This is a genomic window from Pseudomonas sp. V98_8 (assembly GCF_029967975.1).
In the GTDB taxonomy this organism is placed as follows: Bacteria; Pseudomonadota; Gammaproteobacteria; order Pseudomonadales; family Pseudomonadaceae; genus Aquipseudomonas; species Aquipseudomonas umsongensis.
Genome location: NZ_JASCAE010000033.1, coordinates 1 through 13827, shown reverse-complemented (window position 1 = coordinate 13827; position 13827 = coordinate 1). Strand labels below are relative to the sequence as shown.

Below are 13827 nucleotides of genomic sequence, written 5' to 3'. Positions count from 1 at the left end.
CTCAGGCCGTACGGATGCCGGGCGGGTTGCCCTTTATCGCCGTGGCGCGGTATTCGTGGGGATCGAGTCGGCGGATCAGCGCTAACTGCTCAGGGGTCGGATGCGCGGTTTCGTGCAACTGCGCCGACTTGAGCAACGGAAAGCCGGTGTTGTCCTGGACCTGTTCGAAACTTACGCCGGGATGCAGCGAACGCACCTGCACTGCCCGGTCCGGGCCGTTGAAGTCGAGGACGCACAGGTCGCTGACCACGCAATGGATGTCCATCAGGTCGCGACGCGTACCTTCGGGCCAGCGCTCGGCCTTGAAGCCGACACCGGAAACCATGTCCACTTCGCCGCTGACGAACACCCGACTGTTATGGCTGGGCACGAAGAACGAGTTGAGGTGGTTGATGCTGTTGCCCGGCAAGCCACGTACGCCGAGGATCGCCGTTTTGGGCTTTTGATAATCGCCAACGCAGGACAGGTTGGTCTGGCCCCAGCGGTCGATCTGGGTTGGCCCGATCATCGCGTGGCGGCGTCCGCCCCACACGCATTCGAACACTCGCTCGAACGACATGTAGCCCGAGTAACGCGGTACGTAGTCGCCACGCGGGCCCAGCGGGATCGGCTCTTCGACCAGGAACGCCTCGCTGTCGGTCATCAACAGTTCCGGGCTGTGGGTCAGTTTGGCCAGGCTGGCGCCCAGGCGCGGGATCACGCCCAGGCCCGAGGCAATCACCTCGCCATTGCCGCGCCAGGCTTCGCTGGCAGCGACGATCATCAGTTCAGCCAGGGTGAAATCACAGGTTGCAGACATGGTCGATAATCCTCAGAACACGGGAAGGGGCAAGGCGCCCATGGAGTCGGCACCGCCGTTCTGTGCCTGATAGGCCTGCTCGCCACCGGCGATGTAGGTCTGCACATAGTCCTGCCAGCCGTTCTCCGCCTGGCTGCTGGCGACATAGCCCTTGAGATGCTTCATGTCCCAGCCGTAGTCGGGGGCGCAGAGTGTCGGGTGCGCACCCAGGGGTGCATGCACCACACCGCTCACCAGATAGCGCTCGAAGGTATTGAAGCGGGCCTGCTCGGCGCTCAGTGCCAGGCGATCTTCCAGGCGCTCGCACGAGACAAAGCACTGGTTGGCGGCGCGGGCGAACAGGTGATCGAAATACGGGTCCGGCCCCGTCACCAGGCAGTTGCCCAGGCGATCGGCGACGTTGACATGCAGGAATGCCACGTCGAGGTTGAGCGCCGGCATCGCCAGCAGCATCTCGCCATCGGCATAGGGCGACTGGATGGTCTTGAGCTGCGGGTTCAGGCGCGTCACATCGGTGGCCAGGCCGCAACGGGTCGGCAGGAACGGCAAGCGCATGCCGGCGGCACGCAGGCCCCACTGGAACATGCCTTCGTCCAGCTCCATCAACTCCAGCTCGCCGGCTTCGCGGGCCTTGCGGTAGTAGGGTTCCAACGGAATGGCATCGAGGGTGGCGAAGCCGAATATCAGCTTCTTGACCTTGCCGGCGGCGCACAGCATGCCCACTTCCGGACCGCCGTAGGCGACCACGGTCAGGTCTTTCACCTCTGAACGCAGGATCTCGCGCACGATGGCCATCGGCTTGCGCCGCGGGCCCCAGCCGCCGAAACCGATGGTCATGCCATCGCGCAATTGAGCGACCGCATCGGCCGCTGTCAGTTGTTTGTTCATCATGACAATTCCTTAGTGTTGGCCGACCGAAAAGTCGTGCCCCCAAATGCTCACGCGGGTGAACTCGAACGCCGAGTGCTCGGCCCAATCGACTTGCAACCCGCCAAAGCCGTACTCCAGATCGAAGCCGGACGGTGTCTTCATGTAGAAACTGGTCATGCGGTCATTGAGGTGCTGGCCGAGGGTGGCCGACAGGGCTACCTCATGGGCGCGCAGACGGTCGTGGGCACGGCCGACTTCGGTCATCGAATCGACCTCGACCATCACGTGCACGCAACCTGACGGCACCGGGTACTCGGCCAGTGCCAGGCTGTGGTGGCGAGCGTTCTGGCAATGCAGGAAGTGAATGCGGATCGGCGCCACGGACGGGTCTGGACGGAAGTTGAAAATGTCCGACAGTTCAAAGCCCAGCACATCCTTGGCGAACGCCAGGGTGGCGTCGAAGTTCGGTGCCGGCAGCACCGTGTGACCCAAGCCCATGTCACCGGTGATGAAACGCGGCACACCCTGGGGCGAGACAAATGGCAGGCAATCTGAGCGATGGCCCCAACTCAGTTCATGGCAGTTGCCCGACGGGTCTGTGAGCTTGACCAGCGCCTGTACGCCGCGCTGCTCGATCTCGGCGGCGGAGCCCGGCTGCCATTCGATACCGGCTGCACTCAGGTGCTCGAGGGCGGCCTTGAATGCCGTCTCGTTGGCCAACTCCCAGCCAGAGGCCAAATAACGCGCTTCAGCGCCTTCGACGATCAGCATGCGAAACGGACGCTCGTCCATTTTCACGTACAGGCCACCGCCTGGCGCCGGGTTCACCTGCATGCCCAGCACGTCTTCGGCGTAACGCTGCCAATGACTGAGGTTTTCGATCTGCGAGACGAAATAGCTCAAACCGCGAATGTCGATCATGCCTGGGTCCTCGTTGGCTGAAAGGGTTTCGTGGGGAGCATTGTGCAAAGCAGTGCGCGTGGCTTCATCGTCCGTTGAGACTAAGCACGGGCGGGTCTTGGGCTCTTCGTGGGAGCGGGCTTGCTCGCGAAGGCCTTGTGTCAGGCGATTGGAATTTTGATGGTGTACAGGGTGTACATATCCATTGCTGCGGTAACGGCGTCTTATGGTTTCGCTCTTACAGCGACTCCCTTTTTCAAACGCCAAAAAGGAAGCAAAAGGCTTTGCCGGTATGACTCACCCACATAGGTAACAAAACAGTTCAAGCACATAGGTAACAGTTTTTAACTGGCACTGGTCGATTCCGAGGATTTGACCATGCCGTGGCGAGAGCTCAAACCTATGGACCTGAAAGTGATGTTCATTGCCGCCTCGCTGTTGCTTTGGCTTTTGATTTTCTTGCCCCCTTGAGAGGCCGAGTGGAGGTTCTGCGCAGTGGGTAAACCGGCAGAACGCCGGTTTAGCCGCGCTGGGCCATGGATGGCCCATCGCGGCGACCCATTGTAGGAGCGAGCATGCTCGCGATGGTCGTCAACGATGACGCTGGGCACCTGACACCCCTCGGCGCTCTCAGGTTCATCGCGAGCATGCTCGCTCCTACAGTAAGGGCAGAACCCTAGGTGGCCGTCACCGCAGCAACGGATATGCACCCAATCCAGTCCCACCACGGTTTTCAACGCACCCGAATCTTCGGATCACCCGCCCCCCGGCGCAGATTGGCAAGAAACCCCTCCAACGGCGCCGGTTCGGCGATCTGTGGCAAGGCGTCTTTGTCCGGGCGTTGCGCCCAGAAGGCATCCCAGGACGGAAACAGCTCGTGGAAGGTACCGGCGTAGGGTTCGCGCCCTGGCCAGCGCATTTTCAGGCCGCCGATCGGCGGTTTGTTCAGGTCGCTCGCGTACCAGTAGCACGGCAAGCGGCGACGGAAGCACCAGCGCCCGTCGACCCGCTCGTAGTCGTCCCAGTACAGCATCTGCATGATCACCCACTCCGGACCGGTCTCATGTTCGTTCTTCGAATAGACCACGCCGGTGGCGTGATCGGCATCGCTGAACTCGATGATGTGTTGCCCCAGGTGGTGGGAGGTGCCGTGGAACTGCTTGCGCATGGTTTCGTCCAGCCACGCCTTGAGGTGCGCGCGGCCGCTCTTGTCGCGGCCCACCCGCACGTCCGGGGCGAAGCAGTTGGCCATGGCGTCCATGTCGCGCATGTCCAGGGCCAGGGCGTACTTGCCGGCCAGTTGGCGGATCGCGTCCAGCGACTCCAGACGGTCGATGCGCTCAAGCAAGCTGTCGTTGTCCTGGTTCATCAGTCGAGCACCGTGTACAGGTCCGAACCGCGTCCGCCGTCCACCGCCAGGCTCGCGCCGGTGACATACGACGCCTCGTCGCTGGCCAGGAACACAATGGCGTTGGCCAGCTCCACCGGCAGGCCGACCCGTTTCATCGGGATGACTTTTTCCGTGTTGCTGCGGGTCTTGGCATCGGCCAGCATGCCGGCCGTGGCCGGGGTGTCGACCACGCCGGGAATGATGACGTTGCAGCGGACGTTGTTCGGTGCACCTTCACTGGCCGCCGCGCGGCTGAAGTTGATCACCGCCGCCTTGGCGGCGGAGTAACCGGCCATCCACGCCGTGCCGAACAGGCCACAGATCGATGCGATGTTTACGATCGAACCACCGCCCTGCGCTTTCATCAATTGCATCGCGGTGCGAGTGCCCCAGAAGGTGCCGTCCACAGTGGTGGCGAAATTGGCGTGCCAGTCGGCCGTAGTCATGGTGTCGATGCCGCCCCAGGTGTAGGCCATCGCGTTGTTGACCAGGATGTCCAGGCGCCCGTGACGTTGCGCGGTGGCTTGCAGCGCACCGACGTAGGCCTGTTCATCGCTGACATCGGCGACGGCGATCTCGGCCTGCCCACCCTGGGCATGGATCTTTTCCTGCACGCCCTGCAGGGGCTCGATGCGACGCCCGCACAGCACCACCGTGGCGCCCTCTTCGGCGAACCGCAATGCGGTGGCTTCGCCGATGCCGGAACCGGCACCGGTGACGAAGGCGATTTTTCCTTGTAGACGCTTGCTCATGGGTGACTCCCTGATCAGATAAAGGCCATGCCGCCGTTGACGGCGATGTTCTGCCCGGTCATGAAACTGGCATCTTCGCTGGCCAGGAACACCGCGACCCGGGCAATCTCGTCGGTCTCGCACATACGGCCCAGAGGCACGTTTTTCAGCAGCGCCTGCATGTAGTCGTCAGGGATGCCGGCCATCATCGGTGTGTTGGTCGGCCCCGGCACCAGGGTATTGACGCGTATGCCACTGGAGGCCAGTTCACGGGCGATCGAACGGGTCAGGCCCATCACCCCGGCTTTCGACGCGCAGTAGTGGCTTGGGCCGTCGCCGGTCAGTGCGGCGGTGCTGGAGAGGTTGATGATGGCCCCTTTGCGTCCACCCTTGACCATCAGCTTGGCGCCCTCGCGGCAGCACAGGAAGGTACCGCCCAGGTTCACGCCGATCACCCGCGCCCAGCTTTCGTCCGGGGTTTCGAGGAAGCTGTCCAGCGCGCCCACGCCCGCGTTGTTGACCAGGATGTCGAGGCCGCCGAAGTGCTGCTCGGCCTGGCCCATGGCATCGGCCACGGAGGCGCCGTCACCGACGTTGCAGGCCAGGGCCAGTACTTTCTCACCCAGGTCGGCCAGGCTCTCGGCCAGGGCTGCCTGGTTCAGGTCGACAGCCACCACCTTGGCGCCTTCGGCGACAAAACCGCGCACGATGGCCTGGCCCATGCCCTGCGCGGCGCCGGTCACGAAGGCGACTTTATTGAGTAACTTCATAGCAATCTCCAAGTCTGCGAATACGCTGCGGCCCGCTGCAATGGAGCCGTCACTTGCATGATTAGCGGCAAGGCCCCGGGCACACATCGTCCGATGGGACTAGCGCCACGTGGTCTGAACGGACGATGTGAACACCCCCGTCTACGCCCAGCATTCGCCAAGCGCGCACCTCGCCAGGCGCTGTTTCCCCTTCGATCCGCTGCAGCGCCTGGCGCGGCTGTGCCTCATGAATCCGCAGACAATGGAGAACCCCATGAACCAACCCGTAGACCTGCCCCTGCCCGTCGGCCATTACGCGACCCTGCCCAACGGCCTGCGCCTGCACTATCTGGATGAGGGCGCAGGCCCCGTGGTGCTGTGGCTGCACGGCAGCGGGCCAGGTGCCAGTGGCTTCAGCAACTTCAAGGGCAACTACCCGCAATTCGTCGCCGCGGGCTATCGCAACCTGGTGCTCGACCTGCCAGGGTTCGGCCGCTCGGACAAACCCGAGGACGTGCAGTACAACCTGGAGTTCTTCGTCGATTGCGTGGCGGCGTTCCTGGAGTCGGTCGGTGTGCGACGTTGCACGCTGCTGGGCAATTCGCTGGGTGGCGCAATCGCCCTGGGTCTGGCCCTGCGCCTGCCGCAACTGGTCCACAGCCTGATCCTGCTGGCACCGGGCGGTGTCGAGGAGCGGGAAACCTACTTCAAGATGGAAGGCATCGTGCGCATGGTCAGCCTGTTCAGCGCCGGCCCCATCGGCATGGAGGAGATGCGCAGCATGATGCGCCTGCAGCTGTTCGATGACTCGATCCTGCCGGAAAGCCTGCTGCAAGAACGCGTGGCGGTGGCGGTGACGCAACCGAAGAACCTGTTCAGTACGATGATGGTGCCGAACATGGAAGCGCAGCTGGGTGACATTCAGTGTCCGATCCTCGGTTTCTGGGGCACCAACGATCACTTCAACCCGGTCAGTGGCGCCCAGCGCATCATCGACGGCGCGCCGAACGCCCGCTTCATTGTGCTCAACCGCTGCGGGCATTGGGTCCAGGTGGAACACCGCGAACTGTTCAACCGCAGCTGCATCGATTTCCTGCAGAACGGCTGATCGACAAGCACCACAAAACCTGTGGGAGCGGCGGTGCGGCGATCCCACAGGGTTTGTGGTGTACTGGTTGCCTGGGTTGTTAGCGATCTGCCGCCTTCTGGCTGTTCAATATCGCGTCACCGGGCTGGCCGAGTACGCAAGACGTGCCACCCGGGGTGTACATCATCGCTACGCAGCGATTGCAGGCGGTGCAGATCGAGTCGCGGCTGGCGCCACTTTCGAGTTTGTTGATGTAGTCATTTTCGGCCAGCAACACCCGGCCCATGGCGACCAGGTCAAAGCCCTCGGCCATGATCTTTTCGATACTCGCCAGGCTCTTGGCACCGCCCAGATAAGCCAACGGCATTTTCACCGCCGCACGCACCTTGCGCGCATGCTCAAGCAAATACAGCTCACGGAATTCCACCGTCGGCTCCTTGCGCCGCTGGATGGCCATCGCCAAAGCAATGATCTTGTTCTTCTGCTGCACGCGGTTTTCCTTGGGGAACGAGGAACCGAACATAGTGGTGATCGACTCGGCATTCATACCCGCGCTGAGCACCAGCAAGTGCGCGCCCTCTTCTTCCAGCATGCGGGCGATCTTCGCCCCGTCTTCGGCGCTGTTACCGGCGCGCACACCTTCGGTGACGCTGTATTTGCAGATCACCGCCATGTCGTGGCCGACCGCATCCAGCACCGCCCGCAGCACCCGGCGCGGAAAGCGCAGGCGGTTTTCCAGGCTGCCGCCGTACTGGTCGCGGCGCTTGTTGTACATCGGCGAAATGAACTGGCTCAGCAGGTAGCCGTGGCCCATGTGGATTTCCACGGCATCGAATCCCGCCTGGCGTGCCAGGCGTGCGCCTTGCGCGAAGTCGCGCACCACTTGTTGCATGTCGGATTCGTTCATCGCCTGCTTGAGGAACATGCCACTCATCAGGCCTATCTTGTTGAAACCGCCGCTGGCCGACAGCGGACGCTTGGTCGAGCGCTCGCGGATAAAGGTAAAGCAACCGCCATGGGTAATCTGCGCGCTGGCCAGGCCACCGGCCTGGTGCACACCATCGGTCAGGGCCTTGAAGTGTGGCAAGCTGGATTGGGTCAGGGTCAACTGGTTGGGCAAGGTACGACCATCGCTGCTCACCGCGCAGTAGGCCACGGTAGTCAGGGCGATGCCGCCAGCGGCCAGGGCGGAGTGCAGCTTGACCAGTTGCTTGGACGGCACGCTCTGGGCACTCATGCCCTCGTTGGTGGCGGACTTGATAAAGCGGTTTTTCAGGGTCAGTGGGCCAATGGTGATCGGACTGAACGGTGATGGGGTCGGACGAGGATTCATGACAGGCCTCTCTTTATTTTTATCGGGCTAAAAACGAAGGGCTGCGTCGCCAGACGGGCGACGCAGCCATGATCATCAGAAGGTGTACTTGGCGTTGAGCGACAGGTAGTCGCGGTCAGCCAGCAGTCGGCCCTGGGCAACGTCCGGCGAGCTCAGGTACGCGACATAGGTCATGCCGATCTGAAAGTTGCCCAGGTACTTGAAGTCGCCACCCACGGTCAGACGCTTCTCGTCGCGGCCCAGGCCCTGATAGGCGCTGCCGTCGACGTTCTGCGTCCATACCACTTTGGTGCTCAGGTCCAGGCCGGTGGCGATGGAGGGATAATCCATGTAGGCGCCGACACCGAGCAGGGTCGAGCCACGGGTCTGGGTCTTCGATTGGAACTGGTCGAAGGTGCCGTCCACGCCGGCCCCGCCGCCGGTGATCGTCAGGCTGTCGACCCCGTCGATGTGTTGATGCACCACCTCACCCATGAAGGTGGTCTGCTGGGCGAGCAGGCTTGGACCCAGGATGTACATGGCGTTGAGGTTGCCCTGCCAGATCTGCCCGGTGGTCGGCGCGCCGTTGTTGAGGTAGACCGAGGCGCCATCGCGGTAGCTCAAGTCACCGGCGTACTGCACCGAATCGCCGACCTTGGAGCTGAAACTGACACCTGTCAGCTTGACGTCTTCGAAGTAGCCCAGGCGATAGGACGGCGCGGTGCCGTCGTGCCCGATGCCCTTGAGCGAAGAGTATTGGGTGGTGCCGGTGAAGTCGAAGAACATCGATCCGATGCGCTCGTTATAGCGGTAATGGAACAGCCCCACTTCGGTGTTCTCGGTGATCCGGTAGCGCACGCCCAGGCCCCATTGACCGCTGTCGCTGGCGTCTTTTTCACCGGCATAACCGACCGCCAGGCCATTGGGCAGGCTGTTGACCACCCCGCTGCCCAGGCGATAGAACTCGGCACCGGGACCGAAGGTATCGCTGCCGAAGTAGTCGCCCACGGGATTGAGCTGGGTCTTTTCCCACTCGTACTGGTAGTAGCCCACCAGCGCGAGGTCTTCGTTCAGCGACCACGACCCGGACACCTGCCCTACCGGCAAGTACGAGTCCTTGGCCTCGGTACCCGGCACGTTGAACTTGGTCGCATCTACCGGGGCCTGGCCCTGGCTGATGTTGGGCCAGAACAGGCTCTCGCCCCAGGCCACCAGATGCCGCCCGGCCTTGAGCGACAGGTACTGGGTCTCGCCGAGCTCGAAGTTGCCATACACATACGCATCGAGCAGGCGCGCCATGCTGCCACTGAGCCTGCGGGTTTCGTCGCTGAACCCATCGTTGTGCCCGGTCTTGTTGACCGTCTGTGGCGAATCGTTGGCGTTTTTCTGGTTATAGACATCGTCGTAGAACTGGCTGCCGCGCAGCACCGCTCCGAGGTTGTCGTGCTTGAGCTGCAGTTCGCCGAACAGGCTCAGACGGTTATTGATCAACGAGCCGCGCTTGAAGTTGCGCGTGCCGTCGTCGTTGTTCGGATCGTTGAGGTACTGACTCGCCTGCTTGGCGGTACGCATGGAGGCGGTGTAGTTGACCGTCAGCGACGAATCCAGGGTGGTATTTTCCCCCAGTTCGATGCTCGGTGCGGCGCTGGCCGTGGCACTGGCGATGGTGATGGCCGTTGCCAACAGACAGCGGCCAACGCTCAACTCTCCCGAATGGCGCGCGACAGTGTTTCCCGTGAACATGCTCCTCTCCTTTTGTTGTTGTTTTTTCTGGTGTCGCCACAGCATGAAAAAAGCCGATGCCGCGCACATCGTCCGTTTGGTGAGATGAGTGCGCCTCATGCCTGGGCGCTATTGGCCACCAGCGCGCGCAGTTCGTTCTTCGCCACCTTGCTCGACGGGTTCAATGGCAAGGCACTGAGGAAGCGCACCTGGCGCGGCACCTTGTAATTGGCCATCTGTTCCCGGCTCCAGGCGATCAATTGCGCCTCGTCGAGCTCTCGTCCATCACGCAGCACCACACAGGCACACCCGACTTCGCCCATGCGTTCATCGGCGACACCGATCACCGCCACCTGGGCAATGGCCGGGTGCCTGATCAGCGCTGCCTCGATTTCCGCCGGGTAGCAGTTGAAACCGCCGACGATGAACATGTCCTTCAAGCGATCGGTGATGATCAGGTTGCCCGCCCCATCCAGGCGCCCGACATCGCCGGTGTGCAGCCAACCTTCGGCGTCGATGGCTTCGCGGGTCGCTTCAGGGTTCTGGAAATAGCCCTGCATGATGTGAAAACCACGCAGGCAGATCTCACCGGTCTGTCCTGCGTCCAGCGCCTGGTTGTGCGGGTCGCGGATGCTCACTTCGGTGCCGGCGATCGGCCGGCCGCTGGTGCCGGCAATCACCTGCGCCGAATCTTGCGGATCGCAGATGGTCGCCAGTCCGCCACACTCGGTCAGGCCGTAGGCGGTGGTCACCACGGCGAACCCCAGCTCAGTGCGCATGCGCTCGATCAGGCTCGGCGGGATGCTCGCCGAACCGGTCACCGCGATTCGCAGGCTCGACAGGTCGGTCTGCTTGAGTTGTGGGTGGGCCAGCAGCGAGAGATACAGGGTCGGCGCACCGGGCAGGACGCTGATGCGCTCACGGGCGATGCGCTGGAACACTTGTTCGGCATCGAACACCGCATGGGGCAGGATGGTCGCCCCGCCGATCAGGCAGGTCAGCCAACCGGCCTTGTAGCCAAAGGCATGAAAGAACGGATTGACGATCAGGTAGCGGTCCTCTGGCACCAGGCCGAGGACCTTGACGTATTCGGTGAAGGCCCGCAGGTTCTGGCCATGGCCGCTCATGACGCCCTTGGGTTTGCCGGTGGTGCCGGAGGTGAACAACAGGTCACACATGGCCTCGGGGCCGACCGCCAATGCACGGCGCTTGGCGCTGCCGGCATCGATAGTCGCGGCACCCTGCAGGAACTGTGCAAGGGTCAGGTCCGAAGGCTGCTCCGGCGTGTCGCCATCGATGATCACCAGGTGTTCGAGGCTGGCCGGCCGATGAGGTGCGAGCAGCGCCGGGTAGTCGACGTCGAGAAAACGCTGCTGGACAAACAACACCCGGCAACCGCTGCGCTCCAGCACATCCGCGGCCTCAAGGCCCTTCATGCGCGTGTTGATCGGTACCAGCACCGCCCCGGCGCACTGAATGCCCAGCGCCGCGAGGATCCAGTCGCCACTGTTTGGCGCCCAGACGCCAACCCGGTCACCGGCCTGGATACCCAGGGCCATCAAGCCCCGGGCGAAGCCCATGACGCGATCGGGCAGATCGGCGTAGTCGATGCATTGGCCGTGCTCTTCAATGGCCGTGCGCCCGGCAAAACGTTCGGCACTGCTGAAGACCAACTGGGCAAGGGTGACAGGGGCAGCGCTCAGGGGCGCGGCAAGGTTCAGGCTCTGATTCATCGTGGGCTCGTGCTTGGCATCATGGAGGGCATCAATCGGGAAAGCGGATACGCAGTTGTGCGCTGGTGGGCACCGCCTGGCAGGCTAGGATCCAGCCTTCGGCCAGATCACCCGCGTCCAATGCATCGTTGTGCAGCAGTTCGACCTCGCCGCTTTCCAGGGTGCACATGCACGAGGCGCAGCCACCGACACGACAGGCGCTGGGCGGGTTCAGGCCGGCGCGCTCCATGGCAGCCAACACGGTTTCGCCGCTGTCACAGGCCAGCTGGTGATCCTCGCCATCCAGGCGCACTGCCAACTGCGCGGCCACGGCCGCCTCGCTGCTGGTGACCTGCGGCAATTCACCTTCGCCGGGCAGCGAGACGAAGCGTTCGACGTGCACCCGGCGATCCGGCATGCCGAGGCTTTTGAGCGCACTGACCGCCGCGTCCATGAACGGACCCGGACCACAAATGAACGCCTGGGCATCGATAAACGACCGCGCCAGCTCGGCCAGTTGGCCGACGCTCGGGATGCCCTGCACCGAATCGAGCCAATGGACGATTTGCAGGCGTTGCGGATGAGCGCTGGCCAGGCTTCTGAGTTCGTCCTTGAAAATCACTGAGGACTCATCGCGGTTGGCATAGATCAGCAGGACCCGGCCGGTTCCGGCGAGCAACGCCGAACGCAGGATCGACAGCACCGGGGTCACGCCGCTGCCGCCCCCGAACAGCAGCAAGTCGCCGTCGAGGCTGCGTGGCACGAACACCCCGGCCGGTGGCAGCACCTCGAGGTTCTGCCCGGCCTGCAACTCGCCGCACAACCAGTTCGACGCGCGTCCCTCGTGCACGCGCTTGACCGTTACTCGCAATGGCTCATCCAGCAACGGCGTGCTGGACAATGAGTAACATCGGGGCAGCCAACCGTCCTCGAAAGGGACGCGCAAGGTCAGGAATTGGCCGGGTTGATAGCGAAAACGTTCGCTTAGATGCTCGGGCACGTCGAACACCAGGGATCGCGCATCGGCGGTTTCCTCGATCACGCGCGCCACGCGCAGGGCAAGATAATTGTTCATAGGTCAGGTACTCATGACCACCTGGCCGTGGATCACGGACAGGTGGAAACCCAAGGGGGCGAAACAGGCTCTGTCGCCTCAGACGTAAGGGTCCGGGTTGGGCAGGCCGAGCATAACCGCGCCGTAGCTGCGCCCGTAGGCCATGTAGTTGTTGGCGATGTGTCCGCGCGCCTGGTGCAGGTCGCGGAACAGCCGCGCCACCGGGTTGGTGTTGTACAGACCCGAAGCGGCCATGCTGCGCAGCAGATCGTTGGCGCGTTCGGCGCAGATGTTGGTCACATAGGCCGACTGGTAGCGATACAACAGACGGGTCTCGGTGTCCGGGTATTCGCCGGCACGTGCCAGGGTCATCAGGTGCTCGTAGTTGCGCTCCAGCACCAGGCGCAGGCTATCGACGGTGACCATCGCTTCGGCCACGGCGGTCTGTGCCACCGGGTCCTCAGCGGTACGGGCGCCGTGCTTGCCGATGTGCTTGGCGGCATTGTCGCGGAACTCGTTGATCGCGCCCTGCAGGGCGCCGATGGCCGAGGTCGAGACGGCGCGGGAGAACACCTGGGCGAACGGGATCGCGTAGATCGGGTTGGTGTTGACCAGGCGCCCGGGTGTCGCTTCGAGGGTCCAATTGTTGGTGCGTTGCACACGATGGGCCGGGACGAATACATCTTCGACCACGATGTCATGGCTGCCGGTGCCGCGCAGGCCCATCACGTCCCAGTTGTGTTCGATCTGATAGTCGTGACGCGGCAGCAGGAAGGTTCCGTGCTCGGCGGCCATCTCGCCATCTGGTGGCAGGATGCCGCCCAGGAACACCCATTGGCAGTGCTCGCTGCCACTGGAGAAACCCCAGCGCCCGCTGATGCGGTAACCGCCCTCGACCACCGTGACCTTGGCCGCCGGCATATAGGTCGAGCAGATCAGCGCGCTGTGGTCATCGGCCCAGACTTCGCGCTGCGCCTCGATCGGGTAACGCGCCAGTTGCCAGGGGTGAACGCCCATCACGCCGTAGATCCAGGCTGTGGACATGCACCCTTCGGCGAGGATGGTCTGGATCTCGAAGAAGGTGCGCGGGTCCACTTCATAACCGCCGAACGCCCTTGGCTGCAAGGCCCGCAGCAAGCCGGCGGACTGCAACTCGACGACGCTCTCCACCGGCACCTTCAAGTCCTTGTCGGCCTGCGCCGTGCGTGCCTTGAGTGCCGGCACCAGGCTGCGTGCCCGCTCAAGCAGATCTCGTTCGTCCTGGGTCTTTTCTCGCATGCTGTGCATCACTCAATTCTCCCGATCTCACTGCGCCACTGCGCCAGTTGTGATGGATCATCGGATTGAGCGGGGAATCATTCATCGTCAAAGCGGACTAGGGGTGCGTGGGCTGACAGCCTACTGGGATATTTACGGGGTACATATCCGTTGCTGCGGTAACGGCTACTTATGGTTTCGCCCTTACGGCGAGTCACTTTCGAAAAGCGCGAAAGTAACCAAA

12 protein-coding genes and 1 pseudogene are annotated in these 13827 nt (G+C 63.0%); 2 read left to right on the top strand and 11 right to left on the bottom strand.

Annotated elements, in window-relative coordinates:
• Position 1: 1 nt before the first annotated feature.
• The 3 genes from QLG10_RS09265 to QLG10_RS09255 are packed head-to-tail and all read right to left on the bottom strand — an operon-like array spanning position 2 to position 2590.
• Positions 2 to 799 (bottom strand): acyl CoA--acetate/3-ketoacid CoA transferase subunit beta, encoded by a 798-nt coding sequence (locus QLG10_RS09265; RefSeq protein ID WP_020796877.1) that lies wholly within the window; start codon positions 797 to 799, stop codon positions 2 to 4.
• A 12-nt stretch (positions 800 to 811) separates the two neighbouring features.
• Positions 812 to 1687: a CoA-transferase gene (locus QLG10_RS09260; protein ID WP_110755131.1), complete on the bottom strand. Its 876-nt coding sequence runs from the start codon at positions 1685 to 1687 to the stop codon at positions 812 to 814.
• A gap of 12 nt (positions 1688 to 1699) precedes the next feature.
• Positions 1700 to 2590, bottom strand: coding sequence for a VOC family protein (locus tag QLG10_RS09255; protein ID WP_110755116.1), 891 nt, complete (start codon positions 2588 to 2590; stop codon positions 1700 to 1702).
• A 515-nt stretch (positions 2591 to 3105) separates the two neighbouring features.
• Between QLG10_RS09255 and QLG10_RS29610 the strand changes: the two are divergent.
• Positions 3106 to 3234: pseudogene (locus QLG10_RS29610) on the top strand (outer membrane lipoprotein carrier protein LolA); the annotation flags it as partial.
• 68 nt (positions 3235 to 3302) lie between these two features.
• Here the strand turns inward: QLG10_RS29610 and QLG10_RS09250 are convergent.
• From QLG10_RS09250 to QLG10_RS09240, 3 genes are read right to left on the bottom strand one after another with little or no spacing between them, the layout of a single operon-like run.
• Entirely contained in the window at positions 3303 to 3938 is a 636-nt protein-coding gene (locus tag QLG10_RS09250; RefSeq protein ID WP_110755115.1) for a nuclear transport factor 2 family protein, read from the bottom strand.
• Positions 3938 to 4711 (bottom strand): SDR family NAD(P)-dependent oxidoreductase, encoded by a 774-nt coding sequence (locus tag QLG10_RS09245; protein WP_110755114.1) that lies wholly within the window; start codon positions 4709 to 4711, stop codon positions 3938 to 3940. The genes QLG10_RS09250 and QLG10_RS09245 overlap by 1 nt, the downstream gene beginning before the upstream one ends.
• 14 nt (positions 4712 to 4725) lie before the next feature.
• A complete protein-coding gene (locus tag QLG10_RS09240) occupies positions 4726 to 5460 on the bottom strand; it encodes a 3-oxoacyl-ACP reductase family protein (protein ID WP_188265522.1) in 735 nt (244 codons plus the stop codon).
• A gap of 253 nt (positions 5461 to 5713) precedes the next feature.
• Between QLG10_RS09240 and QLG10_RS09235 the strand changes: the two genes are divergently transcribed.
• Positions 5714 to 6547: an alpha/beta hydrolase gene (locus tag QLG10_RS09235; protein WP_110755112.1), complete on the top strand. Its 834-nt coding sequence runs from the start codon at positions 5714 to 5716 to the stop codon at positions 6545 to 6547.
• Between the two features lie 79 nt (positions 6548 to 6626).
• Here the strand turns inward: QLG10_RS09235 and QLG10_RS09230 are convergent, their stop codons facing one another.
• The 5 genes from QLG10_RS09230 to QLG10_RS09210 all read right to left on the bottom strand — a co-directional run bounded on the left by QLG10_RS09230 (position 6627) and on the right by QLG10_RS09210 (position 13613).
• Positions 6627 to 7859: an NADH:flavin oxidoreductase gene (locus QLG10_RS09230; protein WP_110755111.1), complete on the bottom strand. Its 1233-nt coding sequence runs from the start codon at positions 7857 to 7859 to the stop codon at positions 6627 to 6629.
• Positions 7860 to 7934: 75 nt separating this feature from the next.
• Entirely contained in the window at positions 7935 to 9581 is a 1647-nt protein-coding gene (locus tag QLG10_RS09225) for a DUF1302 family protein (RefSeq protein ID WP_248678438.1), read from the bottom strand.
• Positions 9582 to 9676: 95 nt separating this feature from the next.
• On the bottom strand, positions 9677 to 11293 hold the full coding sequence (locus QLG10_RS09220) for a FadD3 family acyl-CoA ligase (protein WP_248678439.1): 1617 nt from the start codon (positions 11291 to 11293) through the stop codon (positions 9677 to 9679).
• A 31-nt stretch (positions 11294 to 11324) separates the two neighbouring features.
• Positions 11325 to 12347 carry a ferredoxin--NADP reductase gene (locus QLG10_RS09215; protein WP_282487015.1) on the bottom strand — a complete coding sequence of 341 codons (1023 nt, stop codon included), beginning with the start codon at positions 12345 to 12347 and terminating at the stop codon, positions 11325 to 11327.
• A gap of 78 nt (positions 12348 to 12425) precedes the next feature.
• Complete coding sequence (locus QLG10_RS09210) at positions 12426 to 13613, bottom strand: acyl-CoA dehydrogenase family protein (protein WP_110755108.1); 1188 nt, start codon at positions 13611 to 13613, stop codon at positions 12426 to 12428.
• Positions 13614 to 13827: the final 214 nt, after the last annotated feature.

Coding starts and splice junctions, on each gene's coding strand:
- QLG10_RS09265 (WP_020796877.1), bottom strand. CDS start 799: ATGTCTGCAACCTGTGATTTCACCCTGGCTGAACTGATGATCGTCGCT.
- QLG10_RS09260 (WP_110755131.1), bottom strand. CDS start 1,687: ATGAACAAACAACTGACAGCGGCCGATGCGGTCGCTCAATTGCGCGAT.
- QLG10_RS09255 (WP_110755116.1), bottom strand. CDS start 2,590: ATGATCGACATTCGCGGTTTGAGCTATTTCGTCTCGCAGATCGAAAAC.
- QLG10_RS09250 (WP_110755115.1), bottom strand. CDS start 3,938: ATGAACCAGGACAACGACAGCTTGCTTGAGCGCATCGACCGTCTGGAG.
- QLG10_RS09245 (WP_110755114.1), bottom strand. CDS start 4,711: ATGAGCAAGCGTCTACAAGGAAAAATCGCCTTCGTCACCGGTGCCGGT.
- QLG10_RS09240 (WP_188265522.1), bottom strand. CDS start 5,460: ATGAAGTTACTCAATAAAGTCGCCTTCGTGACCGGCGCCGCGCAGGGC.
- QLG10_RS09235 (WP_110755112.1), top strand. CDS start 5,714: ATGAACCAACCCGTAGACCTGCCCCTGCCCGTCGGCCATTACGCGACC.
- QLG10_RS09230 (WP_110755111.1), bottom strand. CDS start 7,859: ATGAATCCTCGTCCGACCCCATCACCGTTCAGTCCGATCACCATTGGC.
- QLG10_RS09225 (WP_248678438.1), bottom strand. CDS start 9,581: ATGTTCACGGGAAACACTGTCGCGCGCCATTCGGGAGAGTTGAGCGTT.
- QLG10_RS09220 (WP_248678439.1), bottom strand. CDS start 11,293: ATGAATCAGAGCCTGAACCTTGCCGCGCCCCTGAGCGCTGCCCCTGTC.
- QLG10_RS09215 (WP_282487015.1), bottom strand. CDS start 12,347: ATGAACAATTATCTTGCCCTGCGCGTGGCGCGCGTGATCGAGGAAACC.
- QLG10_RS09210 (WP_110755108.1), bottom strand. CDS start 13,613: ATGCACAGCATGCGAGAAAAGACCCAGGACGAACGAGATCTGCTTGAG.